26 protein-coding genes are annotated in these 25,892 nt (G+C 70.1%); 6 read left to right on the forward strand and 20 right to left on the reverse strand.

Annotated features, from left to right (window positions below):
* Window positions 1-17: 17 nt before the first annotated feature.
* The 11 genes from eutC to BR31_RS0108530 all read right to left on the reverse strand — a co-directional run bounded on the left by eutC (window position 18) and on the right by BR31_RS0108530 (window position 12,175).
* Window positions 18-815, reverse strand: a complete 798-nt coding sequence (eutC, locus tag BR31_RS0108480; protein WP_051637092.1) for an ethanolamine ammonia-lyase subunit EutC — start codon at window positions 813-815, stop codon at window positions 18-20.
* Complete coding sequence (locus BR31_RS0108485; protein ID WP_027500584.1) at window positions 812-2,224, reverse strand: ethanolamine ammonia-lyase subunit EutB; 1,413 nt, start codon at window positions 2,222-2,224, stop codon at window positions 812-814. The genes eutC and BR31_RS0108485 overlap by 4 nt, the downstream gene beginning before the upstream one ends.
* The gene (eat, locus tag BR31_RS0108490) at window positions 2,221-3,654 is read right to left on the reverse strand and encodes an ethanolamine permease (protein WP_027500585.1); all 1,434 of its coding nucleotides are present in this window, start codon (window positions 3,652-3,654) and stop codon (window positions 2,221-2,223) included. The genes BR31_RS0108485 and eat overlap by 4 nt, the downstream gene beginning before the upstream one ends.
* A 120-nt stretch (window positions 3,655-3,774) precedes the next feature.
* The gene (locus tag BR31_RS0108495; RefSeq protein ID WP_027500586.1) at window positions 3,775-4,305 is read right to left on the reverse strand and encodes a DUF779 domain-containing protein; all 531 of its coding nucleotides are present in this window, start codon (window positions 4,303-4,305) and stop codon (window positions 3,775-3,777) included.
* A gap of 164 nt (window positions 4,306-4,469) precedes the next feature.
* Window positions 4,470-5,993, reverse strand: coding sequence for an aldehyde dehydrogenase (adh, locus tag BR31_RS0108500; RefSeq protein WP_027500587.1), 1,524 nt, complete (start codon window positions 5,991-5,993; stop codon window positions 4,470-4,472).
* Window positions 5,994-6,110: 117 nt separating this feature from the next.
* Entirely contained in the window at window positions 6,111-7,349 is a 1,239-nt protein-coding gene (locus tag BR31_RS0108505) for a sigma-54-dependent transcriptional regulator family protein (protein ID WP_231496424.1), read from the reverse strand.
* A gap of 114 nt (window positions 7,350-7,463) precedes the next feature.
* On the reverse strand, window positions 7,464-8,957 hold the full coding sequence (mftG, locus tag BR31_RS27940; protein ID WP_051637093.1) for a mycofactocin dehydrogenase MftG: 1,494 nt from the start codon (window positions 8,955-8,957) through the stop codon (window positions 7,464-7,466).
* A gap of 3 nt (window positions 8,958-8,960) precedes the next feature.
* Window positions 8,961-10,358 carry a mycofactocin biosynthesis glycosyltransferase MftF gene (gene mftF, locus BR31_RS0108515; RefSeq protein ID WP_027500589.1) on the reverse strand — a complete coding sequence of 466 codons (1,398 nt, stop codon included), beginning with the start codon at window positions 10,356-10,358 and terminating at the stop codon, window positions 8,961-8,963.
* A 25-nt stretch (window positions 10,359-10,383) separates the two neighbouring features.
* On the reverse strand, window positions 10,384-11,070 hold the full coding sequence (gene mftE, locus BR31_RS0108520) for a mycofactocin biosynthesis peptidyl-dipeptidase MftE (protein WP_027500590.1): 687 nt from the start codon (window positions 11,068-11,070) through the stop codon (window positions 10,384-10,386).
* An 87-nt stretch (window positions 11,071-11,157) separates the two neighbouring features.
* The gene (locus BR31_RS0108525) at window positions 11,158-11,577 is read right to left on the reverse strand and encodes an SRPBCC family protein (protein ID WP_081830380.1); all 420 of its coding nucleotides are present in this window, start codon (window positions 11,575-11,577) and stop codon (window positions 11,158-11,160) included.
* Entirely contained in the window at window positions 11,561-12,175 is a 615-nt protein-coding gene (locus BR31_RS0108530; protein ID WP_027500779.1) for a CGNR zinc finger domain-containing protein, read from the reverse strand. The genes BR31_RS0108525 and BR31_RS0108530 overlap by 17 nt, the downstream gene beginning before the upstream one ends.
* Before the next feature lie 78 nt (window positions 12,176-12,253).
* On the opposite strand from BR31_RS0108530, the gene BR31_RS27945 reads away from it, so the two are divergent.
* Both BR31_RS27945 and BR31_RS0108540 read left to right on the forward strand, forming a co-directional pair.
* On the forward strand, window positions 12,254-12,859 hold the full coding sequence (locus BR31_RS27945) for a hypothetical protein (protein ID WP_156042407.1): 606 nt from the start codon (window positions 12,254-12,256) through the stop codon (window positions 12,857-12,859).
* 23 nt (window positions 12,860-12,882) lie between these two features.
* Window positions 12,883-13,452 (forward strand): histidine phosphatase family protein, encoded by a 570-nt coding sequence (locus BR31_RS0108540; protein WP_027500592.1) that lies wholly within the window; start codon window positions 12,883-12,885, stop codon window positions 13,450-13,452.
* A 6-nt stretch (window positions 13,453-13,458) separates the two neighbouring features.
* On the opposite strand, the gene BR31_RS0108545 is transcribed toward BR31_RS0108540, so the two are convergent.
* From BR31_RS0108545 to mftA, 6 genes are read right to left on the reverse strand one after another with little or no spacing between them, the layout of a single operon-like run.
* Window positions 13,459-15,411 (reverse strand): mycofactocin system FadH/OYE family oxidoreductase 2, encoded by a 1,953-nt coding sequence (locus BR31_RS0108545; RefSeq protein WP_027500593.1) that lies wholly within the window; start codon window positions 15,409-15,411, stop codon window positions 13,459-13,461.
* Complete coding sequence (locus BR31_RS0108550; protein ID WP_027500594.1) at window positions 15,408-17,357, reverse strand: mycofactocin system FadH/OYE family oxidoreductase 1; 1,950 nt, start codon at window positions 17,355-17,357, stop codon at window positions 15,408-15,410. The genes BR31_RS0108545 and BR31_RS0108550 overlap by 4 nt, the downstream gene beginning before the upstream one ends.
* Window positions 17,358-17,380: 23 nt before the next feature.
* Window positions 17,381-18,556 (reverse strand): pre-mycofactocin synthase MftD, encoded by a 1,176-nt coding sequence (gene mftD, locus BR31_RS0108555; RefSeq protein ID WP_027500595.1) that lies wholly within the window; start codon window positions 18,554-18,556, stop codon window positions 17,381-17,383.
* 35 nt (window positions 18,557-18,591) lie between these two features.
* Window positions 18,592-19,809, reverse strand: a complete 1,218-nt coding sequence (mftC, locus tag BR31_RS0108560) for a mycofactocin radical SAM maturase (RefSeq protein WP_027500596.1) — start codon at window positions 19,807-19,809, stop codon at window positions 18,592-18,594.
* A 41-nt stretch (window positions 19,810-19,850) separates the two neighbouring features.
* A complete protein-coding gene (gene mftB / locus BR31_RS0108565; protein WP_027500597.1) occupies window positions 19,851-20,141 on the reverse strand; it encodes a mycofactocin biosynthesis chaperone MftB in 291 nt (96 codons plus the stop codon).
* Window positions 20,126-20,224: a mycofactocin precursor MftA gene (gene mftA / locus BR31_RS30980; protein ID WP_072750957.1), complete on the reverse strand. Its 99-nt coding sequence runs from the start codon at window positions 20,222-20,224 to the stop codon at window positions 20,126-20,128. Before mftA ends, mftB begins: the two co-directional genes overlap by 16 nt.
* A 110-nt stretch (window positions 20,225-20,334) precedes the next feature.
* On the opposite strand from mftA, the gene mftR reads away from it, so the two are divergent.
* Together mftR and BR31_RS0108580 are read left to right on the forward strand one after the other, a co-directional pair.
* On the forward strand, window positions 20,335-20,955 hold the full coding sequence (gene mftR, locus BR31_RS0108575; RefSeq protein WP_027500598.1) for a mycofactocin system transcriptional regulator: 621 nt from the start codon (window positions 20,335-20,337) through the stop codon (window positions 20,953-20,955).
* A gap of 169 nt (window positions 20,956-21,124) precedes the next feature.
* A complete protein-coding gene (locus tag BR31_RS0108580) occupies window positions 21,125-22,180 on the forward strand; it encodes a ferredoxin--NADP reductase (protein WP_027500599.1) in 1,056 nt (351 codons plus the stop codon).
* A gap of 52 nt (window positions 22,181-22,232) precedes the next feature.
* On the opposite strand, the gene BR31_RS0108585 is transcribed toward BR31_RS0108580, so the two are convergent.
* Window positions 22,233-22,970, reverse strand: a complete 738-nt coding sequence (locus BR31_RS0108585) for a DNA alkylation repair protein (RefSeq protein WP_027500600.1) — start codon at window positions 22,968-22,970, stop codon at window positions 22,233-22,235.
* Between the two features lie 122 nt (window positions 22,971-23,092).
* Between BR31_RS0108585 and BR31_RS0108590 the strand changes: the two genes are divergently transcribed.
* Complete coding sequence (locus tag BR31_RS0108590) at window positions 23,093-23,464, forward strand: SPW repeat protein (protein ID WP_027500601.1); 372 nt, start codon at window positions 23,093-23,095, stop codon at window positions 23,462-23,464.
* 133 nt (window positions 23,465-23,597) lie between these two features.
* Window positions 23,598-24,221 carry a TetR/AcrR family transcriptional regulator gene (locus BR31_RS0108595; protein WP_027500602.1) on the forward strand — a complete coding sequence of 208 codons (624 nt, stop codon included), beginning with the start codon at window positions 23,598-23,600 and terminating at the stop codon, window positions 24,219-24,221.
* An 18-nt stretch (window positions 24,222-24,239) separates the two neighbouring features.
* Here the strand turns inward: BR31_RS0108595 and BR31_RS0108600 are convergent, their stop codons facing one another.
* Window positions 24,240-24,992 carry a glutamate racemase gene (locus BR31_RS0108600; protein ID WP_027500603.1) on the reverse strand — a complete coding sequence of 251 codons (753 nt, stop codon included), beginning with the start codon at window positions 24,990-24,992 and terminating at the stop codon, window positions 24,240-24,242.
* Window positions 24,993-25,049: 57 nt separating this feature from the next.
* On the reverse strand, window positions 25,050-25,880 hold the full coding sequence (locus BR31_RS0108605) for an SDR family NAD(P)-dependent oxidoreductase (protein WP_027500604.1): 831 nt from the start codon (window positions 25,878-25,880) through the stop codon (window positions 25,050-25,052).
* Window positions 25,881-25,892: the final 12 nt, after the last annotated feature.

Genomic DNA, 25,892 nt, shown 5'->3' on the forward strand with positions numbered 1-25,892 from the left:
AGCGGCGGCCGAGCAGGTCAGTCGAGGGTGAGAACCTCTCCGGAGGACAACGCGTCGGACCGCGAGGTGTCCTTGAGGTCGACTCCGGAGCGTCCCAGCTTTCGGGCGCCGGACACCAAGCCCGCCACCACCTTTGCGGCCTGGGCGTAGCCGAGTCCCTCCGGTGGGTGGATGTTGGAGACGCAGTTTCGATCGGCATCGGTGCGACCGGGCCGGGGTAGATGCGTCAGGTAGATGCCGAGGCTGTCCGCCACCGACAGTCCCGGCCGCTCCCCGATCAACACGATCAGGGTCCGGACCCCCATCGCCTCGGCGATGTGGTCACCGAGCGCCACCCGCGCCTCCGTCGCGATCACCGGCGGCGCGAGCGAGTACCGGTCCGAGAGTTCCTCGGCCAGCGCCCCCAGCAGCGCGGCACCGTGATCCATCAGGGCTCGGGGCGAGAGACCGTCCCCGAGAACGAAACCCAGGTCGGCTCCGCTGCGCGGTACTCCCGCCAGATCGGCGGGCAGCCGACCGAGGTCGGGCCTGCGCAGGTACTCGGCGCGGCTGCCTGCCCGGCTCGTCACCCGCACGGGACTGCCGAGCCCGAGCGCCTCGACCTGCTGGGACAGCACATCGGCGTCCAACGGCAGGTGCACCGCATCGCGGGCCGCGGCGTGCGCGGCGCGGAACTCGAGCACCCGGTCGGTCGGCAGCGAGTCCCCGGCCCGGCCGAGCCCGATCCGGGACTGCGTGCTGAGCCGCAGCTCCTCCCAGAAGTCCCGTGGCTCCGCATCGGCGCGTGCCGTACCCGCACGCTTCTCGAGGTTCACAGCGCCCCCGTCAGAGCGCGCAGCGGTGAGGCCGCCGCGTCCACCGGGAGGACCCGGCCCGCCGCGTCGGTCATGCCGAGCCGGTGCAGCCAGGCCTCGAACTCCGGGGCGGGCCGCAGGCCGAGCACCTGCCGGACGTACAGCGCGTCATGGAAGCTCAGGCTCTGATAGCCGAGCATCACGTCGTCCGCCCCCGGCACCGCGATGACGAACGCCGCCCCCGCCGCGCCGAGGAGGGTGAGCAGGGTGTCCATGTCGTCCTGGTCGGCCTCGGCGTGGTTGGTGTAGCAGACGTCGACGCCCATCGGCAGCCCGAGCAGCTTCCCGCAGAAGTGGTCCTCCAGTCCGGCCCTGATGATCTGCTTGCCGTCGTACAGGTACTCCGGACCGATGAAACCCACCACCGTGTTGACCAGGAGCGGTTCCAGGTCGCGGGCCACCGCGTAGGCGCGCGTCTCCAGCGTCTGCTGGTCCACGGGACGTCCCCCGGTGCCCAGGTGGGCACCCGCGCTCAGCGCGGAGCCCTGGCCGGTCTCCAGGTACATCACGTTGTTGCCGACGGTGCCCCTCCCGAGCGAGCGCCCCGCGGCATTGGCCTCCCGCAGCAGTGGCACGGTGACACCGAAGCTCGCGTTCGCGCCCTCGGTGCCCGCGATGGACTGGAACACCAGGTCCACCGGCACGCCCGCCTCGATCAGTTCCATCGTGGTGGTGACGTGGGAGAGCACGCAGGACTGAGTGGGGATCTCGAATCGCTGCCGGATCTCGTCGAGCAGGTGGAGCAGGTCCGAGGTGGCGTGCGGCGAGTCGGTCGCCGGGTTGATCCCGATCACCGCGTCGCCGCAACCGAGCAGCAGCCCGTCCAGCGTGGCGGCCGCGATGCCGCGCGGGTCGTCGGTCGGATGGTTCGGCTGCAGCCGGGTGCTCAGCCTGCCGGGCAGGCCGACCGTGGTCCGGAAACCCGCGGTGACCACGGCCGCCCGCGCGACCGCGATGAGGTCCTGGTTCCGCATGATCTTGCTGACCGCCGCCACCATCTCCGGCGTCAGCCCCGGCGCGACCGCCCGCAGCGTGGTGGCCGCGTCGTCACCCGCGGCCACCTCGAGCAGCCAGTCACGCAGACCCCCGACCGTCAGGTGCGAGATCGGCTGGAACGCAGCGCGATCGTGCGAGTCGATGATCAGCCTGGTGACCTCGTCGGTCTCGTACGGCACCAGCAACTCGTGCAGGAACGTCTCGAGCGGGACGTCGGCTAGTGCCCACTGCGCCGCCGCGCGCTCGGCATCGGAGGCGGCCGCGCATCCGGCCAGCTCGTCGCCGCTGCGCAGCGGGGTCGCCTTCGCCATCAGCTCGACGAGCCCGTCGAAGCTGTGGGTGGTGCCGCCGATCGTCTGGCTGTAGCGCGTCATTCCAGTTCTTCTTCCGCCTTCGCGAGAATCGCGAACTCCTCATCGGGCGAGTTGGCCACCAGGTGGTGCCGGCTGTAGAAGCCGAAGTAGGCCATGAAGGCGCCGAACGCGACCACGGTCCACATCGCCGCGGTCGGGTCGACCAGGAAGGTGGCGATCACCGCCGCGATGGCGATCACCAGCGCGAAGGACGTCGTCACGATGCCGCCCGGGGTGCGGTACGGACGCGCCATGCCCGGCTCACGCTTGCGGAGCACGATGTGGCTGATCATCATCAGCACGTAGCTGACCGCCGCGCCCAGCACCGCCATGTTGAGCAGCATCGCGCCCTCGCCGGTGAGCGAGAGGATGAAGCCGATGACGCCGGGGACGATCAACGCGAGAGTCGGGGCCTTGCGGGAGTTGGTCACCGAGAGCCGGGTCGGCAGGTACCCGGCGCGCGAGAGCGCGAAGGTCTGACGGGAGTACGCGTACATGATCGAGAAGAAGCTCGCGACCAGGCCCGCCAGGCCGATGTAGTTGACGGCCTTGGCCGCTCCGCCGTCGCCGAGCGCCTGCACCAGCGGGTTACCGGAGGTCGACAGGGCCTCGGCCCCGAGCGCGCCGGTGGCGAGGAAGAGCACGGATGCCCCGGTGATGATCAGGAGCAGCATGCTGATGATGATGCCCTTCGGCACGTTCTTCTCGGGCTCGCGGGCCTCCTCGGCGGCGAGCGGAACACCCTCCACCGCAAGGAAGAACCAGATGGCGAACGGCACGGCGGCCCAGATCCCGAACCACCCGAAGGGTAGGAAGCTGGAGCTGCCCGCGGCGGCGGGGTCCGCCGCGATGTCGGTCAGGTTGCTCGGGTCGAACAGGCCCCACGCGGACACCGCGAACACGACGAGGCCGACCAGCGCGATCGCGGTGATCACGAACATCGCCTTCAGCGCCTCGCCGGCGCCGGTCAGGTGGATGCCGATGAAGATGGCGTAGACGGCGAGATAGACCCACCAGCCGTCGGTGATCCCGAACAGGTCCAATGACTCGACGTAGCCGCCGATGAAGGTCGCGATCGCGGCCGGCGCGATCGCATACTCGATGAGAATTGCTGTGCCGGTTGCGAATCCGCCCCAGGGTCCGAGCGCCCGCCTGGCAAAGGTGTAGCCGCCGCCCGCGGCGGGCAACGCCGAGGACATCTCGGCCATGCCGAGCACCATCGCCAGGTACATGCCTGCGATGACGACGCCCGCGATGAGCAGACCGCCGAAGCCGCCCTCGGCCAGCCCGTTGTTCCACCCGGCGTAGTCACCGGAGATCACGTAGCTCACGCCGAGCCCGGCCAGCAGCAACCAGCCGGCGGAGCCCGACTTGAGCGTCCGCTTCGCGAGATACTCACTGTCCTCGTTGTGGAAGTCCTCGTGCGAGGCCTTCTTGGTGGTGATCGCCATGGCGACCTCCTTCTCCTAGTGAATGATCACACGACACCGGCGGCGCCACCAGGGGCGACGCGGCTGCGCACAGTCTCGAAGATCTATGTCATGAATTGATGTCCACGGGGTAACGGCTGTTCAGTTCCTCGGGCCACCGGGGACGGGACAGGCATCGACCGCCTCGGCGACCACCTGGGGTTCGGCGGGCGGGTCGGGGCGCCGCCCCTCCTCCCAGCTCTGCCCGGTGACCGGTTCGGTCTCGGCGAGCGCGACGGTCTCCTCAGGCGTGAACGCGCGGGCCCGGCTCAGAAAGCGCACGCCCTCCGGCGCCTCGAGGCTGAAACCCGAACCGCGCCCGGGGACCACGTCCAGCACCAGCTGGGTGTGCTGCCAGGCCGCGAACTGCGTGCCCGAGATCCACACGGGGACAGCGTCATCACCGTCGGGAGTCGAGCTCGGCACCTCGCCGACCCCGAGCCGCAGGTCGAGCAGGCCGACCAGGACGTCACGGTCTCCGACGATGAACTCGCCTGCGGGATAACACATCGGGGCCGAGCCGTCGCAGCATCCGCCGGACTGGTGCATCATCAGCGGTCCGTGCATCCTGCCGAGGCGACGGAGCAGGTCCATCGCCGCCGCGGTCGCGACGATCCGGCCGGGCACCGTCATCGGGTCCGCCATCGGAACCTCCGTCTCGGCGTGAAGTGGAGACACGGCGCCCGCCTCGGGGGGATGAGCGGGCGCCGTGTCATGGTCACGGCGCCCGCCGCAGGGGGGCATTGGCGAGCGCCGTGCGATCGTGGGCTCGGGCCATGAGGCCACGAGCCTCGGGATCAGAAGAAGCCTTGCGCCTTCGGGGCGTAGCTGACCAGCAAGTTCTTGGTCTGCTGGTAGTGATCGAGCATCATGTGGTGGTTCTCGCGGCCGATGCCGGACTGCTTGTAGCCGCCGAACGCCGCGTGCGCGGGGTACTGGTGGTACGTGTTCGTCCACACCCGGCCCGCCTGGATGTCGCGGCCTGCGCGGTAGGCCACCCCGCCGTCGCGGGACCAGACCCCGGCACCGAGGCCGTACAGGGTGTCGTTGGCGATCTCGATGGCCTCGTCGTAATCCTTGAAGGACGTCACCGACACCACCGGCCCGAAGATCTCCTCCTGGAAGATCCGCATCTTGTTGTTGCCGGTGAACACCGTCGGCTGCACGTAGAAGCCGCCGGACAGGTCGCCACCGAGCTCGGCACGCTCGCCACCGGTCACCAGCTGGGCGCCCTCGGCCTTGCCGATCTCGATGTAGGACAGGATCTTCTCCAGCTGGTCGTTGCTGGCCTGCGCGCCGATCATGGTCTCGGTGTCGAGCGGGTCACCCTGGCGTACCGCCTTGGTACGGACGGCCGCCATCGCGAGGAACTCGTCGAAGATCTCGCCCTGGATGAGCGCGCGGGACGGGCAGGTGCACACCTCGCCCTGGTTGAGCGCGAACATGGTGAAGCCCTCGAGTGCCTTGTCCTGATAGTCGTCGTTGGCGGCGAGCACATCGGAGAAGAAGATGTTCGGGCTCTTGCCGCCGAGCTCCAGGGTGACCGGGATCAGGTTCTGCGACGCGTACTGCATGATCAGCCGGCCGGTGGTGGTCTCGCCGGTGAAGGCGATCTTCTTGATCCGCGGGCTCGAGGCGAGCGGCTTGCCCGCCTCGGTGCCGAAGCCGTTGACGATGTTGAGCACCCCTGCGGGCAGCAGGTCACCGATGATGCCGATCAGGTGCAGGATCGAGGCGGGCGTCTGCTCGGCGGGCTTGAGCACGATCGCATTGCCCGCGGCCAGCGCGGGCGCCAGCTTCCACACCGCCATCAGGATCGGGAAGTTCCAGGGGATGATCTGGCCGACCACGCCGAGCGGCTCGTGGAAGTGGTACGCGACGGTGTCGGAGTTGATCTCCGAGAGCGATCCCTCCTGGGCCCGGATGGCCCCCGCGAAGTAGCGGAAGTGGTCGATGGCGAGCGGGATGTCGGCGTTCAGGGTCTCGCGGATCGGCTTGCCGTTGTCCCAGGACTCGGCGAGGGCGATGGACTCGAGGTTCTGCTCCATCCGGTCCGCGATCTTGTTGAGGATCACGGCGCGCTCGGCGACCGAGGTCTTGCCCCAGGCGGGGGCGGCGGCGTGCGCGGCGTCGAGGGCGAGCTCGATGTCCTCGGCGGTGCCGCGGGCGATCTCGCAGAACGGCTGACCGGTGACCGGGGTCGGGTTCTCGAAGTACTGGCCCTTGACGGGCGGCACCCACTGTCCACCGATCCAGTTGTCGTAGCGGGACTGGAAGGACATGACGGAATCGGGTGAACCCGGACGGGCGTACACGGTCATCGAAGGCTCCTCGTGGTGTGCTGTCTCTCCCCTGCCGACGACGCGAGTGTCGCCCCGGGGGTGTGATTCAGAACACTAGGATCGCGAGGGTTGCAACAACGTTGCGTCCGGCGGGGCTCAGACCCCCAGCCGCCGGTCGAGTGTCTCGATCCGCGACTTGACCTGGTCATACATCGGCGATCGGCGGTCCATCGAGGACAGGTAGGCGGCCCACGCGCCGGTGTCCTCCCTGCCCTCGACCGTGCTCGTCCACTTGGCGAGCAGGCCCTGGTCGCCTGCTCGCAGCAGCGCCGCACGCATGCGGCCGCGCAGGTCGTTCCTGATGTCCTCGACCCCTGGCGCGACCGAGCCCGGCAACACCGGACCGCGATAGACCCGGAGCGCGGCGGCCGCGTCACCGCGGTCGAGCGCGCGGCGGACCTCGTCCACGTCCGAGCCGAGTTCCGTCAGCAACCGATACGGACGGGATCCGAGTCCCGCGGCGCCGAACACCTTGCGCAACCGCGACATCTCCGCGCGGATCGTCACCGAGTCCAGCTCCGACTCGTCGAGCAGCACCGCGAGGTGGTCGGAGCTGAGCCCCTCGGGGTGTTCGGACAGCAGCAGCAGGATCTCGGCGTGCCGCTGCGAGAGGCTCGTCCGGTCGCCGTCCCGCACCAGGGTCGGCCGCTCGGATCCGAGAACCTGGAGGCGCGGCGAGGTGTCGCCGAGCAGCCGGGGCGAGTTCAGCAGGTGCAGGCGTAGCTCGGACTCGGCAGCGGCGACGGTGGCCCGGATCAACGAGAGCACCTCGGGCACCGCGACCCGCGGCCCGCCGGTGATGTCGATGGCGCCGAGGATCTGGCCGCTCATCGGGTCGTGGACAGGAGCCGCGGAGCAGCTCCAGTCGTGGACCGTGCGGCTGAAGTGCTCGGCCTCGAAGATCTGCACGCAGTGGTCGAGCGCGAGCGCGGTCCCCGGGGCATTGGTGCCGACGCGGTCCTCGCTCCAGTCGGCCCCCTCCACGAAGTTCATCGCGAGCGCCCTGTCCTTTGCCTGCGAGTCACCCTCCACCCAGAGCAGGCGCCCCTCGGCATCGCTGATCGCGACGAGCAGGCCGGTGTCGGCGGCGTCGTCGACCAGCAGCTTGCGGACCACGGGACGGATCAGCGCCATCGGGTGCGCGGAGCGGTATCGCTCCAGTTCGACGCCGTCGAGGTCCACACCGTCGCCGACGGCATCGGGGTTCACGCCCTTGTTCCGGCTGCGCAGCCACGAATCGAGGACCACCGACCGGACCGGGTCGTGCCCCGCGGCCGCGGGATCGACGGGTTGCCCCTGGCCACCGTCGACGAACGACCTGTGGGCAGACGACATCAATCGCGCGAGTTGCGCGACATCATCGCCCGGCCGTACGGCAATCCAGGGGTTGCCGTGCGTTGCTCTGGTCAATCGAGTTCCTCCGTGACGTCCCACCAACTGTAACGCCGGTCACACTCTGCCACTCCCCTGGGCGTCGTGTGCGGGACTCGCGTCGCCCTCGATCAGGGCGGACACCCGTTCGGCGATCATCACCGCGGTCGCATGCGGACCGCGCGAGGTGACCACGGGCATCACCGAGGTGTCGGCCACCAGGACCCCGTCCACGCCGATCACCCGGCAGCGGTCGTCCACGACGGCGTCGCGGTCGGCCTCCGATCCCATCCGGCAGGTTCCGGACAGGTGCACGGAGGTGCCGAGGTCCTCGAAGGTCTCGGTCGGCGACGGTCCCGCGCCAGCGGCAACCCGCCCGAACGCCGCCGAGGCCAGCAACCCGCGCGCCAGATCGAGGCCGGACCGCATCGCAGTCCGGTCGGCTGCGGACGCCAGGTACCGGTACCGGACGACGGGCGGGTCCTCCGGGTCTGACGACCGCAGGGCGAGCTCGCCCCTGCTGTCCGGGCGCATCAGCGCCACCCCGAGCCGCGGGTCCGGATCCGCCACGCCGGGAATGATCTCCGCGAACGGTGCGGTGTACGGACGGATCTCGATGCCGTCCACCTCCAGCACCGCTTCCAGGACGGCGGTGTGCTCGTTCCTCGGCAGGCGCAGGCGAGGCCGGTACGCCAGCGTCACCTCGGGATGGTCACCGAAGTCGCGACCGACGCCGGGCCGGTCCGCGACCACCGGCAACCCCAGTCCCGAAAGATGTTGTGCTGAACCTATTCCCGAGTGCATCAACAGATGGGCGGTTCCGATCGCGCCCGCGCACAACACCACCTGATGGGCCGGGAGCAGGCACAGCTCACCCGCGATCTCCGCCTCGACTCCCACCGCCCGCACACCGTCGAACACCACTCGGCGGGCGACGACGCCGGTCCGCACCCGCAGATTCGGCCTGCCGAGAATCGGTTCGAGGTAGGCGGCTGCGGTGCTGATCCGGCGCCCCGCGACCGCGTTGAGCGGTACCGGGCCCGCGCCGTCCGCGTCCGGCGCATTGAGATCCGCCGAGTACCCGAATCCCTCCGTCGCGCAGGCGTCGAGGAAGGCGGAACTGACGGGATGCATGCTCTCGCGACCGATCCGCGTGACCGGCATCGGACCGTCGTCACCGTGCCACCGGGAGTCGCCAGTCCGGTCGGTCTCGAGCTTCCGAAAGTACGGCAGCACTTCGGAATACGACCACATCGCCGGCCAGCTCCGGAAGTCGGACGCGGTGCCGCGGATGAAGTACCCACCGTTGACCGCCCCGGATCCGCCGAGCACCCGGCCGCGGGCGATGGTCGTGCTGCGCCCCGGCCGCAACTCGACCGGATAGCCAACGGCGACGTCGCTGTGCGGTCCGACCGGCAGCAGGCCCAACGGCCCTGGATCGCCCGAACCGGGCCCGGCCTCGATCAGCAGCACCGCACGATCGGGGTTCGCGCTCAGGCGCGCGGCGACCACACAGCCGCTGGACCCGCCGCCCACCACGATCACATCGGCCACCGGATCGGGGGCCGGCACCGGTCAGCCCCGCAGCCGTGGCTTGAGCGCGGCCATGCTGCGCTCGGCAATCGCCCCGCGCCACAGGCCGGTGCCGTAGGCGACGTCGTCCATCCGCTTGAACACGGTGTGCCGCACCGGCCCCAGTCCGCCCGGCTCCCGGTGCGTGAACCAGTCGGCGAGGCCCTCGGCCACGGCCACCGCAAGCAAGGCGCGACGGACACGGGACGAGACCAACGCGGCCAGCAGCGTCACCGGCCAATAGTGCCTGCACATCGCCGAGGCCAGCTGCCAGACCCCGCCCGCGAAGCCCTGCGCGGCGAGGACCACCGAGATCCGGGTCGGCTGGTCGAGCTCCCGGAAGGTCCGGCGCAGGCGGATGACGGTGACGAGCTGCGCGACAAGGGACCCGGCCAGGCCGAGCCTGGTGCAGGTCGCGGCCAGCAGCACGGCCAGCAGCGTCAACGGCGACATGGCGACGGGCGGCACCAGCCCCTCGTGCCGGAGCGCGAGCGGGGCCGCGCCCGTGCCATAGAAGAGCTTGCGGCCGAACCACTTACGGAACGAGACGCGGTGATCATGGGCGACATTGGCGATCGGCTCGTAGCGCAGCCGCCAGCCCGCCGCGTGCAGCCGCCAGCAGAGGTCGACATCCTCGGCCACGTGCATCTCCGCGTCGAACCCGCCGCACTCCTCGAGCGCACGCCTGCGGACCAACATCGCCGCACTCGGCACGTAGGACACCGGGCTCCCCGCCCGCACCGCGCCCTCCTTGCGCCCCAGATCGAGCGAGGATCGAGCGTGCTCGTACCGGGCGATCGCGCCCGCATCGGGCTGGAGAGCGACGATCCGCGGTGCGGCCATCGCGACCGCCGGATCACTGAAGTGACCCAGCATCGCCTCGAGCCAGCCCAGCCGGGGCACTACGTCGGAATCCAGGAAGGCCACGTACTCCGTTGTCGCGGCAGCCATCCCGGTGTTGCGGGCGGCGGCAGGTCCGAGTGCGGTCGGATGGCGGAGCACCCGCACCTCGGCCCGCCCGTCGCAGCACGGCGGGGTTGTCACCGGATCGTCGGAACCGTCGTCGACGACGATCACCGAGAGTCCGCGCAGCGCGGGCAGCAGCCGATTGAGGCCGGCGATGTTGTTGTGGAGCGGGATGACGACCGTGACGTCCTGATTCGACGGCGAACTCATCGGCCGGGGGTTCGCCACCCCTGAATCGAGGAGATGCCGGGCAACCTGCGCGGACTGGGTGTCGACGACCTTCAGGTATCCGTCACCGATCATCGCCGCCGCGGTCGGGGCGAGCTTGAGCATCCGGGTCGGGGAACCCCCGATCAATACCCGTCCACCCGAGAAGGTGCGCACCTTTGGATCGATTCTCACCCCGAATCCGTCGGGTAGTCGAGCTTGGCGCATCAGGTGATCGTATTCGGATCTGCTCTCACCGCAACATGCCTTTGCCATCTGGTTGCCAACGCAACACGGCCGCAACACAGCGCGCCAGCATCTGCTCGAACACCAGTTCACCTTCGGCCGCACTCGCCTCGGTCGGATCGCCGAGCACCCCGTTCGCGCTGACGGACGCGATCCCGCCGGCCCGCAACCGGTCCATCAGCTCACCGATGGGCTGGGTGACGCCCGGTTGTGCCCGGTCCATCCGCACGTCACCTGGCGAAAGGTGCAGCAGCAGGGAGGTTTCAGTGCGCCCCGCGTGGGCATCGGCTCCCGGCACCGCGCAGGGCAACCAGGCGACGTCCCGGCCCTCGTAACGCAGCAGAGCGACCGCCTTCGCGAGGGTGGGTGCGTTGCCGCCGTGCCCGTTCACCAGCAACACACGCGGGGACCAGCGACACGCCGAACGCCCGTACTCGACGACCACCGCCTCGAGAGCGGACGCGCCGAGCGAGACGGTTCCCGCAAAGCCCTCGTGCTCACCGCTGGCCCCGTAGGCGATGGCGGGGGCGAGCGCCATGCCGGGCAGCGACCGCGCCACCGCGACCGCGATCCGGGTGTCGGTGTCCAGCGGCAGGTGCGGCCCGTGCTGCTCGAGTGAGCCGACCGGCACCGCGATGGCGGGCGCGTCGGCGTCGATGTCGGGCCAGGTGGCGGCAGCGAGATCCTCGGTCACCCCCCGATGCTATGCGCGCCCACCGAGGTGAACGGAAACGTTCGCCCGGACAGGTCGAACGAACGGACCATTCACTGCGCCCGAAACCTACTGGGACAGTGCCGCCTCCAGGCGCCCGAGCACGGCACGCCAGTGCTCGCGCTGCCGCTCGCGCTCGCCCTGATCCGCCAGACGCTCCTGATGGAACCGCACCACGGTCCCGGTCGCGGTCTCGCGCATCGCCACCTGGACCGTGCTGTCGTGGGTCCAGTTCCGCGGCCGCCACGTCAGCCGGATCCGGTCGTGCTCGCGCCTGCTGCGCAGTTCCCCACGGGTACCGTCGTCCGCCCGCCAGGCGCCGCCGGTGGCCTCTGGGAGCACCGCCCCGATGCCCAACCACACGGCGGGGTGCCCCGACAGCAGGCGCCAGACCGCCTCCACGGGATACGGCAGCGTCTTCGACACCCCGATCTCCCACCCCGCGTCCCTGGTCAGCCCCACCTGGCGCGCACTACTCGTCTCGGTCATGTCCGGCTTCCCTCCGTCGCCTTGTCCTTGCCTTGTCTCGGTTGCCGCAGCGCGACATGGCGCACCAGCGGCGCGCCCCCGGCCGCGAGGTGTCCACGAACACCAGGGCACAATCGTCGGCCGCGCAGCGCCGCACCCGCGCGGCGAGCGGTCCCCCGGCCAACGCGACCGCGTCGCGGGCAACCGAGGCCAGCACACGTGCCGCCGTGACCGGCGAGGCGACCGCCACCACCCCCGCCGACAGCCGGGGCGCGAGGTCTGGGCGGGCCGCGACGGCGTTGAGCGCGTCGACATCCGCTTCCGCGACCGGCTGGCCGTCGGCGAGCCGATTGATGCTGCGCCACAGCACCTCCCGCAGTGCGATCGCCTCGGCCAGGTCGGCGGGCCCCACCTCGACCCCCTCCGGCGGGACACTCCCACGGATCAGCTGGGAGGCACTCGCCCAGGCCGCGAGGTCACGGGGGCCGTGCAGGGTCTCCCACCGTGCCCGCTCGCCGAGACCACCGGTGTAGAGGAACTCGATGCAGGTGGCGCCGCCGACCACGGAAAATCTTGCGCCATCCGCGGCGACGAGGGTGACGGCATCGGTCCGACTCATTACACCACTTTAACTGGTTACCCCGACTCGTGGTCGAGAATCCGCGGGCCAACGGAATCGGCGGCCTACGATCGGCACGTGGGACAGGACCGAATGCCGCTGCGAGGCTTCGGCACCGTGAACTTCGAGCTGATGCTGCTCCGCCGGATGCACGACCACCAGCCGGCGCTGGTCGGGGCCGCCCTCAAGAACCTCGGCAAGAGCGCCACCGACCTGCGCGCCGCGCACGCCCAGTGGCAGCGCGGCCTGCGGGGCGGATTCCCCGGTGGCGCCACGCGGTACCGTCTCGCCCTCGGCAGGCCCGCCGTGGTGAGCTCACGGCTGCTGCCCGCGGTCGGCGAGCTCGCCATCGAGGCCTGGCCGATGCCGCTGTGGCCCGGACTGCAGTTCCAGGTCACCTTCGGGCCAGGAGGGGACGTCGTCGACGAGCGACTGGCCAGGATGACCGACGGGGCCGCGCCCACCATCGCCTCGGTGGCGGATCTGCGGCCGTGGCTGGTGGTCATAGACGACCTGGAGTCGACCTGCGCCCCCGTCCGCTACCGCATGTCCGCCGGGACCGTCGCCAGCCATGCGGCCGCCGTGTTCGCCACTCCGGACGGCGCCGCGTGCGAGGCGCAGTTCTCCTGGGGCCTGCTCCAATCCGCCACGGCCGTGGTTGCCGTAAACCGACGGGAGGACTGACCCTCGAAGGGCAGGATGGCCCCATGGCCAAGGACGAGGTGACGCGCGCGACGACGATCATGCTGATCCGGCATGCGGAACGACCCGAGGGCGACGAACCGCCCTTCGGGGTGGACCGGGACGGCACCCGGTGCGACGAATCGCTCACCCCCACCGGCTGGCAACGCGCAACCGCGCTCGCAGCGCTCTTCGCGCCCGACGCAGGCGAGCCGCCAGCAGGGCTGGTCCGCCCCGAGGCCCTGTTCGCATCCACACCGAGCAAGAAGGACGGCAGCAAGCGCTCACTGCAGACGATCTCGCCGCTGGCCGACAAGCTCGGCGTCGAGGTGGACACCGACATCGGGCGATCGGAGGTCAAGGCTCTCGCGAAACGGGTGCTGCGCACGCCTGGCCCGGTCCTGATCTCCTGGCAGCGCGAGTACCTCCCCGAGATCGTCGATGCGCTCGGCGAGATCGATTCGACGCCGCCCGACCCGTGGCCGGAGGACCGCTTCGATGTGATCTGGCTGCTCACCCCGGACGGTACGCGCGGCTGGGTGTTCAGCCAGCTGCCGCAACGCCTGCTGCCGGGCGATCGCGCCACCGGAATCTGACGCGCCTCAGAGCGCCACTGCGATCCGATGCCCCTCCCGCACCGCCGCGTCCGCGCGCCGAGGTGTCAGCGCGTCGCCGATCCGATGGACCTCGAACTCGCTGTCGGACAATTGCTTCCAGAGGCCGTCCTCGGGCTGCTGATGCACCGCACACACCACCCAGTCGAACTCCGGCTCTGAGGTCACCCCGGTCGGGTGGTGCAGCAGCGCGACCCGCACCGCCGACCCAGCCGCCGCGACGACCCCCATCGGCACCAGGTCCGTGAGCTGCGCGATGCCCTTGCTGTGCGCCCTGCTCTGCCAGCCCTCCATGTCCAGCGTGAGGCCCAGGTCCTGGCCGACGATCATGCCGTTGGTCGCGACGGTCACCGCACAGCCACGGTCGGCGAGCGATTCGGCGACCGACGTCGCCTGGTGGAAGCCCAGCTCGTCGATCACGAGCACACGGCCACCGGGATCGGCCCGGCCCTCGAGCACGTCCCGCACGTCCACCACCCGCGTCGACTCCCCCGCCCATCGCGGACGCTGCGGCCGGGCCCCGGTCGCGACGACCACCGCGTCGGGCGCCAGTGACCGCAGCAGGTCAGCGTCCACGTCGACACCGGTCCTGACCTCGACGCCGTACCGCGCGCATTCCGCCTCGAGATTCCGCACCAGCTCGCCGAACTCGGCCCGGCCTGCCGCACCTGCCGCGGCTCGGACCTGACCGCCGATGTGCGCGTCCCGCTCGAACAGCGTGACCCGGTGACCACGCTGCGCCGCCGTGGCCGCGGCCTGCAGCCCGGCCGGTCCGCCGCCGACAACGCAGACCCGCAGACCGAGCCGTCGCGGCATCGGCAACGGAACCGATTCCCGTCCGGCCATGGGATTCTCGACGCATCCGAGCCAGCGGCCAAGGCCGACCCGGCCGATGCACTCCTGATTGCAGGACAGACAGGTCCGGATATCGCCGGCCCGGCCTGCCGCGGCCTTGGCGGCGAAATCGGGGTCCGCGATCTGTCCGCGCACGACCCCGATCAGGTCACAATGGCCCTCCTCGATCGCGAGATCCGCATGCTCCGGGTCCGTGAACCGGCCGACGCCGATCACCGGCAGCGTCACCCGCCTGCGGATCGCATTCGGGATGAACAGGGCATACCCGCGCGGCACCGCCATGGAACCCTCGATCAGGTGCAGGGTCTGCGTCGCCATGCCGATCGAGGTGTTGATGTAGTCGACGTGTCCGCAGGCCTCCACCATCGCGGCGACCTCGATCGCCTCGTCGAGGTGGATACCGTTCTCGATCAGCTCCTCGCCGGTCAACCGCACGCCGAGCACCGGCTCTGGCCCGAGCGCCGCGCGCACCGACGCCACGATCTCGAGGAGGAACCTGGCGCGATTCGCCAGCGCGCCCCCGTACCGATCCGTACGTCGGTTGGCGTCGGGTGAGAGGAACGCCCGCACGATCGATGCCTGTGAGCACTGGATCTCGACACCGTCGAATCCGCCGCGCCTGCAGTGCTCGGCGGTGGCTGCGAAACCCGCTACGAGTTCCGCGATCTCGGCCGCGTCGACCGCCTTCGGCACCTCGCGGAACAGCGGATCGGCCACCGGACTCGGCGCGAGAACGGGCCGCCGTGAGTACATCCCGGAGCCCTGTCCGCCGTTGTGATTGAGCTGGGCCACGATCACCGACCCGTGGGCGTGCACGGCGTCGGTGATCTTCCGATAGTGCGGGACCACCTCGGGCCGGTACCCCTGGATCAGCTTCTCGTACGGCCAGTCCGACGGGTGGATGCTGTGTTCCTCGGTGATGATCAGGCCGGCGCCGCCCCCGGCGCGCGCCTCGTAGTACGCGGCGTGCTGTTCGGTTGGCAGGCCGCCGCGGGCACTGTTGGTCAGGTGCGCCGAGAACACCACCCGGTTGCGCAGGGTCAGCCGCCCCAGTGCCAACGGGGTCAGCAGGTGGCGGTAGGTCATGGTCGCCCGTCCCGGACGGCCGCCGCCCGGCCCTCCCGGATCGCTTCGGCGGCGGTTCGCGGCGCCAGGCAATCCCCGACGCGGACCGATGCGGGCCGCTGCCGGAACAGCATCTCGTCGGGAACCCGGTGCGTGCAGTCGATCAGCGTCGCCGCGGCCTGCACCCGCCGCTCGCCGGTGTAGACGTTCTCCAACAGGACCCCGTCCGCGTCGATCGAGCGAACGGTCACGCTCAGGTGGCGGGAGACGCCTGCCCGCTGCAGCCGGGCATTGGCGGCGGAGAGGTCGCCGGTTCGGCCCAACTGAACGCCGACGACCTGGTCCGGTGTCGCGATGGACACCTCGTGGCCACTGGCGGCGAGCCATTCGGCGACCGCGACGGCGACCTGATCCCCCACCGGGTCGAACACCAGGATCGGGCCCTCCCGCAACGGCTTTCCGGCCAGTACCTCCTGCGGGCCCACGATCTCGACGCTCGCGTGGCGGTCACCCGGCCATGGGTTCGGCACGCTTCCGGTCGCCAGGATCACCGCGCGGCCTGCGGATCTCGCCGCGTCGATCTCCTCGGCCGTGATCGCCCGACCGGTCTCGACATGGACGCCGAGCCGGCGACATTCGGACTCCAGCCAGTCCACCAGCGTCGCGAGCGCGGCGCGGCCGCCGCCGACCGCGGCCACCCGCAGCATGCCGCCGAGCCGGGGACCGCGCTCGGCGAGGGTGACCCGGTGACCGCGCAGCGCCAGCACCCGCGCGGCTTCCAACCCTGCGGGCCCGCCGCCGACGACCAGAACGTGACCCGGATCCTCGGCAGGCAACCCCTCGTCGGGGTCGATGCTCTCGTGCCCCGCCGACGGATTCCCGACGCAGGTGATGATCGGATTGCGCGGGTCGCGAACCTGACAGGTCTGGTTGCAGAGCAGGCACGGCCGCGGTGCGGCCTCGGCCGGCCTCCTGGGCCCGCCGCCGCTCCGCGCCTTGACCACCAGGTCCGGCTCGGCGATCTGCGCGCGGGTCATCTCCACCGCATCGGCGGCACCGTCCGCGAGCGCGCGCTCCGCCTGACCGGCCTCGATCACGCTGCCCTGCAGCACGACCGGCACCGCACCCGCAACCGCCGCACGGATCGACGCACACAGTTTCACGTTGAACACCGGTCCCGTGTGTGCGTCCGGCCGGTACGCATCCACCGACATCGGACCGCCGCGAACGACCACAAGCAGGTCGAGAGAATCCGCCAACTCGCGGGCGTGCCGTGCGGCGATCTCTGGGGTGATCCCCGCCCAGGGCGCGAGCTCGTCGCAGCTCAGTCGCAGCGACAGCACCCGGTCGGGACCGAGCTCGCCGCGGACGGCATCGATCACCTCGCGGGTGAGCCGGAGCCGGTCGACGCCGTACCCGTCCTCGCGCAGGTTGGTCAGCCCCGAGTGGAACTGCCGCAGCAGCGCCCGCGGACCCGCGTCGAGTTCGACCCCGTCCATCCCGGCATCCCTGGCCGAGGCCGCGGCAGAACGGAATCCCGCTATCAGCGAGTCGATCTCGCCCCGTTCCATCTCCATGGGCAACTCACGGGTGACGACGTCCGCGACGCGTGAGGGCCCCCACAGCGCCGACTGCGAGTTCGCACTCGAGCCCTGCAGCCCGGTGTGGCCGAGTCCGGCCAGCACCAGTGTTCCGTGCGGCCTGCACGCGGCGGCGATGTCCCGCCAGCCAGGACCGCAGTCCGTGGCGAGCGGCGCCCGCTCGTACGGCCAGTCGTCGGCGTGTACGGAGGCCACCTCGGTGACGAGGACGCCCGCACCGCCCCGCGCGCGTCGCTCGTAGTAGGCGACGTGGCGCCCGGACAGGGAACGATCGCTGCCCAGGTTCGTCTCGTGGGGCCCGAACAACACCCTGGACCGGGCGGTGCGCCCGGCCAGGGTGAGTCCTTCGGTCAACCGCAGCGTCACGACCTGCGACGCCTATTCCTGGCTCAGAGGCCGAGCGGGCGGGCGAATCCCGGCGGGATCACGATGTCCGCGGCGGTCAGGTCCTGCACGGACGAGTGCCCGAGACCCAGTAGCGCCGAATCGATTCCCCCGCGGAGGATGTCGAGCACGTTCTCGACGCCCGCCTGGCCGTTGGCCGAAAGGCCCCACAGGTAACCACGGCCGATCATCACCGCACGAGCACCGAGGGCGACCGCCTTGACGACGTCGCTGCCGCGCCGGATGCCGCCGTCGAGCAGCACCTCGATGTCGCTTCCCACCGCCTCCGCGATCGCGGGCAGCGCCCGGATCGGTGCAGGCGTGCCGTCGAGGTTGTTGCCGCCGTGGTTCGACACCGAGATCGCGGTGACGCCCGCGTCGACCGCGCGCTTGGCGTCGTCGACCCGCATGACGCCCTTGAGCATGAACGGACCGCCCCACTGCTCACGCAGCCATGCGACGTCCTCCCATGACGGCAGCGGCGTGCCCATCCACTCGCCGTACGCGCCGAAGAAGGTCGGGGCCTGCTCGCCGGGGGCGGCCAGGTTCGGGGTGGTCAGGTCCGGCACCCGGCCGGTCTTCGCGAACTCCCACAGCCACTTCGGCCGGGTGATGGCCTCCGGCGCGAACCGGACCATGGCCTTGAGGTCCATCTTCTCCGGGATCGCCGGGCTGCCCCAGTCGCGTCCGTGCGAGAACGACCAGTCCAGGGTCATGATCAGCCCGGTCGCGCCTGCCGCGCGTGCCCGCTCCATGCGCTGCAGGAGCACCTCCCGGCTGCCGACCCAGTACATCTGGAAGAAGGTCTGCGGGTTGGCCGCCGTCACCTCTTCGATCGACTTGCTCGCGAACGAGCTCAGCCCCATCGCGACGCCGCGGGCGGCCGCGGCGCGGGCGACCGCCACCTCACCGTCGGGGTGCACGGCCTGCACACCGGTCGGCGAGATCAGCACGGGCATCGAGATCGGCTGTCCCATCACGGTGGTCGACAGATCACGCTTGTCCGACAGCCCCGCGACGTGCGGGGCGAATCCGAGCTCACCGAAGGCGGAGGTGTTGTCGTCGAGGGTCAGGCCCTGCTCCGAACCGGCGATCAACGCGCCGTACACCGACTTCGGCAGCCGCTTCTTGGCCCGCCGCTGCGCCTCCGCAACGGTCTCGAACCAGGCATTCTTGGCCATCACTGAACCTTTTCTACTGAGGTGAACAAGTCTCGTTAATTCATTCCCGCGAGCGGGTTCTCGTCGCAGACCTTGGCGGGCGGGCGCACCATCAGCTGCAGCGGGACGGGCGCCCGCGGGGTGCGACGGTTCCCGGTACGGGAGTGGTCGACGCTCGACTTGGGGATCTCGCCACGGGTGCCCGCGAGCGCGGTCTCGCCGTAGCCCTGCACGCACTCGGGGTCGGGGCCGTCCATCGGCAGGCCGGTGAAGAACTTGGCCGCCATGCAGCCGCCGCGGCAGGAGTCGTAGTGGTCGCACTTGCTGCACGCGCCGCCGGTCTGCGGGGAACGCAGCTCGGCGAACAGGTCGGAGTGCTGCCACACGTGCTGGAAACCGCCGTCGGCCACGATGTTTCCCGCGAGGAACTGCTCGTGGATCGCGAACGGGCAGGCGTACACGTCGCCGACGGGGTCGATCAGGCACACCACCCGTCCTGCGCCACACAGGTTCAGGCCGGGGAGCGCGTCACCGTAGGCGGACAGGTGGAAGAACGAGTCGCCGGTCAGGACCCCTTCGCCGTTCGCGACGAGCCAGTTGTACAGCTCGCGCTGCTGCGGCTGGGTCGGGTGCAGCTCGTCCCAGACGTCGGCGCCACGGCCGGACGGACGGAGCCGGGTGATCCGTAGCGTCGCGCCGTACTTGTCGGCGAGCGCCTTGAACTCGTCGAGCTGGCCGACGTTGTGGCGGGTGACGACGACCGAGATCTTGGCGTCCTTGAATCCGGCCTCGGCCAGATTCTCGAGGGCACGGACCGCCATCGCGAAGGACCCGGGGCCGCGCACCGCGTCGTTGACCTCCGCGGTCGCGCCGTCGATGGAGATCTGCACATCGACGTAGTCGCTGGCGGCAAGCCGCGCGGCGACCTTCTTGTCGATCTTCACACCGTTCGTGGAGAACTTGACGCCGACCTGGTGCTCGGTGGCGTAGTCGACGAGCTCCCAGAAATCGGACCGGACGGTGGGCTCGCCGCCGCCGATGTTCACGTAGAACACCTGCATCCGCTGCAGTTCGTCGATGATGGACTTGCACTGCTCGGTACTCAGCTCGCGCGGATCGCGCCTGCCGGACGACGACAGGCAGTGCACGCAGGAGAGATTGCAGGCGTAGGTGAGCTCCCAGGTGAGGCAGATGGGCGCGTCGAGTCCGAGTTCGAACTGGTCGACGAGCCTGCCGACCGGGGCGGGTGCGGGGCGATCGAGCATGGAGGTCATGGGCTGTGTCCTCGAGGTGTGGGGTTGCGGATCAGGCGAGCTCAGGCCGCGGACGCGCCGGGCACGATCATCTTCGAATCGGCCAGCGTGGCGAGCGCACGGGCGTAGGTGTCCACCTGCGCCTCGTCGATACCCGCAGCGCGGATGGCGGTCCTGGCGTCGGGATGGTCGGGCAGGGCCCGCACGATCTCGACGATGGTGCGGTTCTTCAGGAACGAGAGCTTCCTGGTCCCAAAGTGGTAGAGCAACGCCCCGAAAGGTTCGGGGCGCAGCGCCACCTGCGGGTGCAGCTTCCACCCGGTGTCGAGATCCACGATCAGTACACGCCGCACATGCCGTCGATCGAGACCTCTTCCACCAGGGCCTCCTCGACGAGCTCGGTTCCGGCAACGACGCTTTCGCGATGCTCAGACATCTACATACCTCCTGTGTCAGGGTTGGCGTCAGTCACGGCGATCGGTTCGCTGTGACTCGGCTCACCACACTAATGGCATCGAGTGCACAATGAAAGGTCCGGAGGGGAAATTGACGCAGGCCGGCAGCAAACCCGCAGGTCGCATCGGTCGTCGACCGTCGACGACGCGCGATCGGATCAGCAATATCGGCATCGAACTGTTTGCCGAGCACGGTTTCGAGGAGACCAGCGTCGATCAGATCGCGGAGGCCGCCGGGATCGCCAGGCGCACCTTCTTCCGCTACTTCCCGTCCAAGAACGCGGTGCCGTGGGGCGACTTCGACCTCCATCTGGCGAACATGCGCGAGCAGCTCGCCGAGCTCCCCCGCGAGATCCCGCTGGCCGAGGGGCTCGCCTCGGCACTGCTCGAGTTCAACAGCTTCCCGCCCGACGTGGCAGCGCTGCATCGCAAGCGGATGGAGATCATCCTGCAAGCTCCCGCGCTGCAGGCGTATTCGATGGTGATGTACGACGGCTGGCGTGGCGTGATCGCCGACTACGTGGCGGACCGGATGGGCTGCCGCCCAGGAGACCACCTGCCGCGCACGATCGGCTGGATGGTTCTCGGCATCGCCCTCTCCGCCTATGAGCAGTGGCTGACCGACGACTCCCTCGAACTGCCGGATCTGCTGCGCGCCGGGAGCGAGGTCCTCTCGCACGGGCTCGGCGCCTCCGCGGCCGAACGCGACTGACCAGCCCGATCGCCGCCTCCGGGTGGCTCGGCCGACCATCCCTGAGCTGCCCCATCCCGATTATCGGGATCGCCCCTCTGCAATTTACGATCCACCTGGTTGCATGTTTTCCTGCTACATTTGGAAACTAGAACACGTTCCAGATTCACCCCCGAGAGGATCCGCCGCGATGACCACCGTTGACATGCCGCACAGCTCCAGGTCGGTTGTCCTCACTGTCTCCGGGGTCGTCGAGGAGACCTCCGACGCCCGGTCGCTGGTCTTCACCGTCCCCGACGAGCATCGCGGCAAGTTCGACTACAAGCCCGGCCAGTTCCTCACCCTGCGCATCCCCAGCGATCAGACCGGTTCCGTGGCCCGCTGCTACTCCCTCGCCAGCTCGCCGTTCAGCGACTCCGAGCCGAAGGTCACCGTGAAGCGGACCGTGGACGGATACGGCTCCAACTGGCTCTGCGACAACGTCAAGGCCGGCGACACCATCGAGGTGCTGCCCCCGTCCGGCGTGTTCACCCCCAAGTCGCTCGACCACGACTTCCTGCTCTGGGGCGCGGGCAGCGGGATCACCCCGGTGATCTCGATCCTCAAGTCCGCGCTCACCGAGGGCACCGGCAAGGTGGTGCTCGTCTACGCCAACCGCGACGAGAAGTCGGTCATCTTCGCCGACGAGCTGCGCGGCCTCGCGGCCCAGTACCCGACCCGCCTGACGGTCGTGCACTGGCTCGAGTCCCTGCAGGGCCTGCCCACGCCCGACCAGTTCGCCACGCTCGCCAAGCCGTTCGGCGGCTTCGAGTCCTTCATGTGTGGCCCCGGCCCGTTCATGGACACGGTCCACAAGGCGCTCGCCGAGGCAGGCGTCCCGCGCACCTCGGTGCACGCCGAGGTGTTCAACTCGCTGGCGGGTGACCCGTTCCAGGACGTCGAGCTCGAAGAGGTCACCGAGGAGGAGGCCGCCGACGCCGCCACCGTCGAGGTGCAGCTCGACGGCGAGACCCACACGATGAGCTGGCCGCGCAAGCAGACCCTTGTCGACATCATGCTGTCCAAGGGTCTCGACGTGCCGTACTCCTGCCAGGAGGGCGAGTGCGGCTCCTGCGCCTGCACCGTGCTCGAGGGCAAGGTCGAGATGGGGAACAGCGAGATCCTCGACCCCGAGGACATCGCCGCCGGCTACATCCTCGGCTGCCAGGCACGCCCGATCACCGACCACCTCAAGATCGAGTTCTAGGACGGCTTCGCCGCCCGTGCGCGGTTACCGAGTCCCCACGCTCGTCGGGCGCTCACGGGCGGCGTAGCCGCCGGTACCGCACACGGACGTCCGGGTCCAGGTGCTCGGTGGCGTAGCTGAGCGCCGTAGCGCCCATCCCGGCTGCGTGTTCGTCGAGGAACCCGGTGAGCAGCTGCCGGTCCACCCGTTTGCCCACCTCGCGCAGCATCCAGCCGAGCGCCTTCTGGGTGAGGTCGCGCCTGTCCTCGAGCAGCCGGGGCGCCAACTCCAGCGTGGTCGTCGCGTCGCCCCGGCGGATGAAGCCGAACGTGGTCAGCAGCGCCACCCGGCGACGCCACAGGTCGGGGTCGGCACCGAGTTCGTGGACCAGGTCTCGCGGTCGGTCGAACAACCAGCCGCCGAGCACGATCACCGCAGAGGTGTCGACCAGATCCCAGTTGTTCACCCGGCCCCGGAGCACCGCGGCCAGATAGAAATCGGCGATCCGTTCGCGCTCGGCCTCGTCGCGCTGTCGCGTCCCCGAGGCCCGCGTGAACCGGCCGTTCAGGATCACCAGAGCCGCCATGCGGTGCTCGTGCACCTCGCTGTCGAGCAAGGCGTCGACCTCGGCCAACGGCAGGTCCGCGAACCGCTTCGCCACCTGCCGGGTGGCGGGCACCCGCACCCCGATGAAGACGTCACCCTCGCCGTACTCTCCCGGGCCGGTCTTGAAGAACCGCTGTAGTTCCACGGCGTCGTCCGGGTTCGCCACCTGTGCCAACGCCCTGGTCACCGCCGCTGCATCGTCCATGCCCCGACCTTGCCAGAAGGCCGGGCGGAACGAATCCGAACCGGCCGGGCACGACTATTGATCGGCCGGTCAATCAGGGTTATACCTGAGGTAGCGGGGTTCCCTCGTCGAGGAGGCAGAAAATGAAGGCAGCAATGGCTCGGTGGCAGGATTGGGCCGCCGTGGTGATCGGCGTGGTCGTGGCGCTGTCCCCGCTGTGGATGGACACGAACGACGCCGCGATGTGGTCGATGATCGTGCTGGGTGCACTGGTGGCGGTCGCCGGGTTGGCGCACATGATGTCGGCAGAGATGCCGGCGCTCCCGTGGGCGATGGGCGTTCTCGGCGTGCTGATGTTCCTCTCTCCGTGGGTGATGGGCTTCGCCGACATGGCCGGTGCTGCCTGGACCTCATGGATCGGCGGAGTGCTGACTGTGCTCACGGCGATGGCCGCGATGCCGGAGGGCTCGAGGCTGCACATCGGACACGGAGGCGGATTGGCGACGCATCACTGACGGACAGTCGATCCCTGACAGAATCAACAACAGTCCCGGACTGGGGCGAAGGCCGACCGCCTCGCTCCATCCGGCCGGAAGCCCAGGCGCGTCGGCCGTTCGCGCCTGACGAAACACGTGTGGAGGCAATCGAATGCCAGGTCCGCGCCAGCGCCGGACCGCCAGCGTGGATGGTGACGCGAGGGAGTTGATCCTCGACGCCGCCGAGGAGCTCATCGCCGAGTCGGGTTTCGACGCGACCTCGACGGCGGCCATCGCGAAACAGGCGGGCGTGCCGAAGGGCCTGGTCTTCTACTATTTCCCGACCAAGTCGGCGATCCTGACCACGCTCATCGCCGAGCGAGTGCCCGCGGAACCGCTGGCCGACGTCGCCGGACTGGTGGTCACCGGCGAACCGGAGTCCACCCTGGTCAACCTCGAGGCCGCGCTCAACCTCAGGGACCACCACTCCTCGGTGATGCGGGTGATCATCTGGCGCGAGGCGGAGACGCACCCGGCAGTCCGCGCGCACCTGCGGCGATTTCGCACCTACCTCCACGATGCGACCGTCGAGGTCCTGCGCGCGAGTTCACCGGTGGCGGTGTCCGCGCGGGTGCTCGATTCCTGCGCGACCACATGGGTGGCCGCGATGTTCTCCGTCGCCAGCATCGACCGGCTCCGCGATCTCGACGGCACCCGCGAGCACCGCGAGGACCTGGGCGGCGTCGCCCGCGTTGTGGCCGCGGGCCTCGAGCAGCTCGGCACGGCCGGTGCATAGCCGTGCGCGTGCCGCGAACTAGCCGAGCAGGCGGCCCGCCTCGAACGCCGCCGCGCCTGCGGGCAACTCCCCCGGCCTGCCACTGAGCAGCACCTTCACCGAGCCGCTCCCGCTCGCGTCGCGGCCGAGCGCGTCGATGCGCCGGAGCGTCTGGGCGGCGACGGCCTCCGCGCTGTCGAAGAGGGTGACCCCGGCAGGCAACTGGTCCGCGATCTCCCCGGCCATCAGCGGGTAGTGCGTGCAGCCGAGGACCACCCCGTCACAGTCGGCCGGGGTACGCGCCACGGCGTCCGCGATCGCCTGCTTCGCCCGGTCGGTGTCGCCGAGGTCGATCGCCTCGGCCAGCCCGTGACACGCCACCCCGACCACGGCGGTGCCATTGGCGAACCGCTCGATCAGATCGGCCTGGTATCGGCTGGCGGTGGTGGCCGCGGTGGCCCAGATCGCGACCGAGCGGCTGGCCGCGGCCGCGGGCTTGATCGCGGGAACGGTCCCGATCACCGGAATCGCGTCGCCCAGTCGGGCCCGGACATGGTCGAGCGCGGTCACGCTGGCGGTGTTGCAGGGCAGCACGACGACCTCGGCACCCAGGTCCACCGCATGCTCCGCCGCCCCGACCACACGGTCGATGACCCACTGCTCGGGCTTGGGCCCCCAGTGCGCACCATCCGGGTCGAGTGAGAGCAGCAGGTCCAGTTCGGGGCGCAGACGCCGCAGCCAGGCCGACGTCGGCAGCAGACCGAGGCCGGAGTCGATGAGCGCAACAATCACCCGACAAATCTATCCCGACGCGGGGGCCGGGCCGTGCGCCGATCCCACCGACCCGCGTCACCCGGCCCTGCCACGCTCCTCGCTCAGGCGCCGGAACATCGCGTTGGCACCGGTCCACGCGACCATCCGCTCCGCGAAACGGGGGGCCAGCGCACCGACGGACAGCAACGGGCGGACCGGCGCTCCGCTCTCGATGACCTCGGGCAGGTCCCGCCGGATCGCCTTGACCACCTTGTCCGCCACCTTCGCGGTTGTGGTCTCGCCGATCACCCGATTGGACCGGAAACCGCGTTCGACCATCCGCTGGTACATGCCGTCACCACCGATGAAGCCAGGACACACCACCGAGAAGCCGACCGGGGACTGCCCGTACTCGGCTCGCAGGGCCTGGGTGAGCCCGATCAGGGCCGCCTTGGTCGCGGCGTAGGGCTCGCAGTACGCGAGCCCGAACTTGCCCGCCATCGAGCTGATGAACACGACGTGGCCGCGCCCGCGCGCCAGCATGCCGGGCAGCACGTGCCTGGTGAGCAGCATCGGCGCCGAGAGGTTGACGTCGACCATCCCCGTCAGCTCCTCGGGGGTGAGCGCGGTGAACGCCGCGACGTTCTCGACGCCCGCATTGTTGACCAGGACGTCGATCGGGCCGAAGGACCGCTCGGCGCGCTCGATCAGGGCCCCTGTCGCATCGAGATCGGTGAGGTCGGCCGGCACCGAGTCCGCCCGCACCCCGATCGCCCGCAGGCCCGTCACGGTTTCGTCGAGGGCATCAACCCGCCTGCCGGTGACCACCACATCCATGTCCTCGCGCGCGAGCGCGCGGGCGATGACGGGACCGAGCCCACCGGTCGCCCCGGTCACCAGGGCGACGCGGCCTCGCAGCCGTTCCATGAACCCGAGCCT

Source organism: Rhodococcus sp. UNC363MFTsu5.1 (genome assembly GCF_000686785.1).
Lineage (GTDB): Bacteria > Actinomycetota > Actinomycetes > Mycobacteriales > Mycobacteriaceae > Rhodococcus_G > Rhodococcus_G maanshanensis.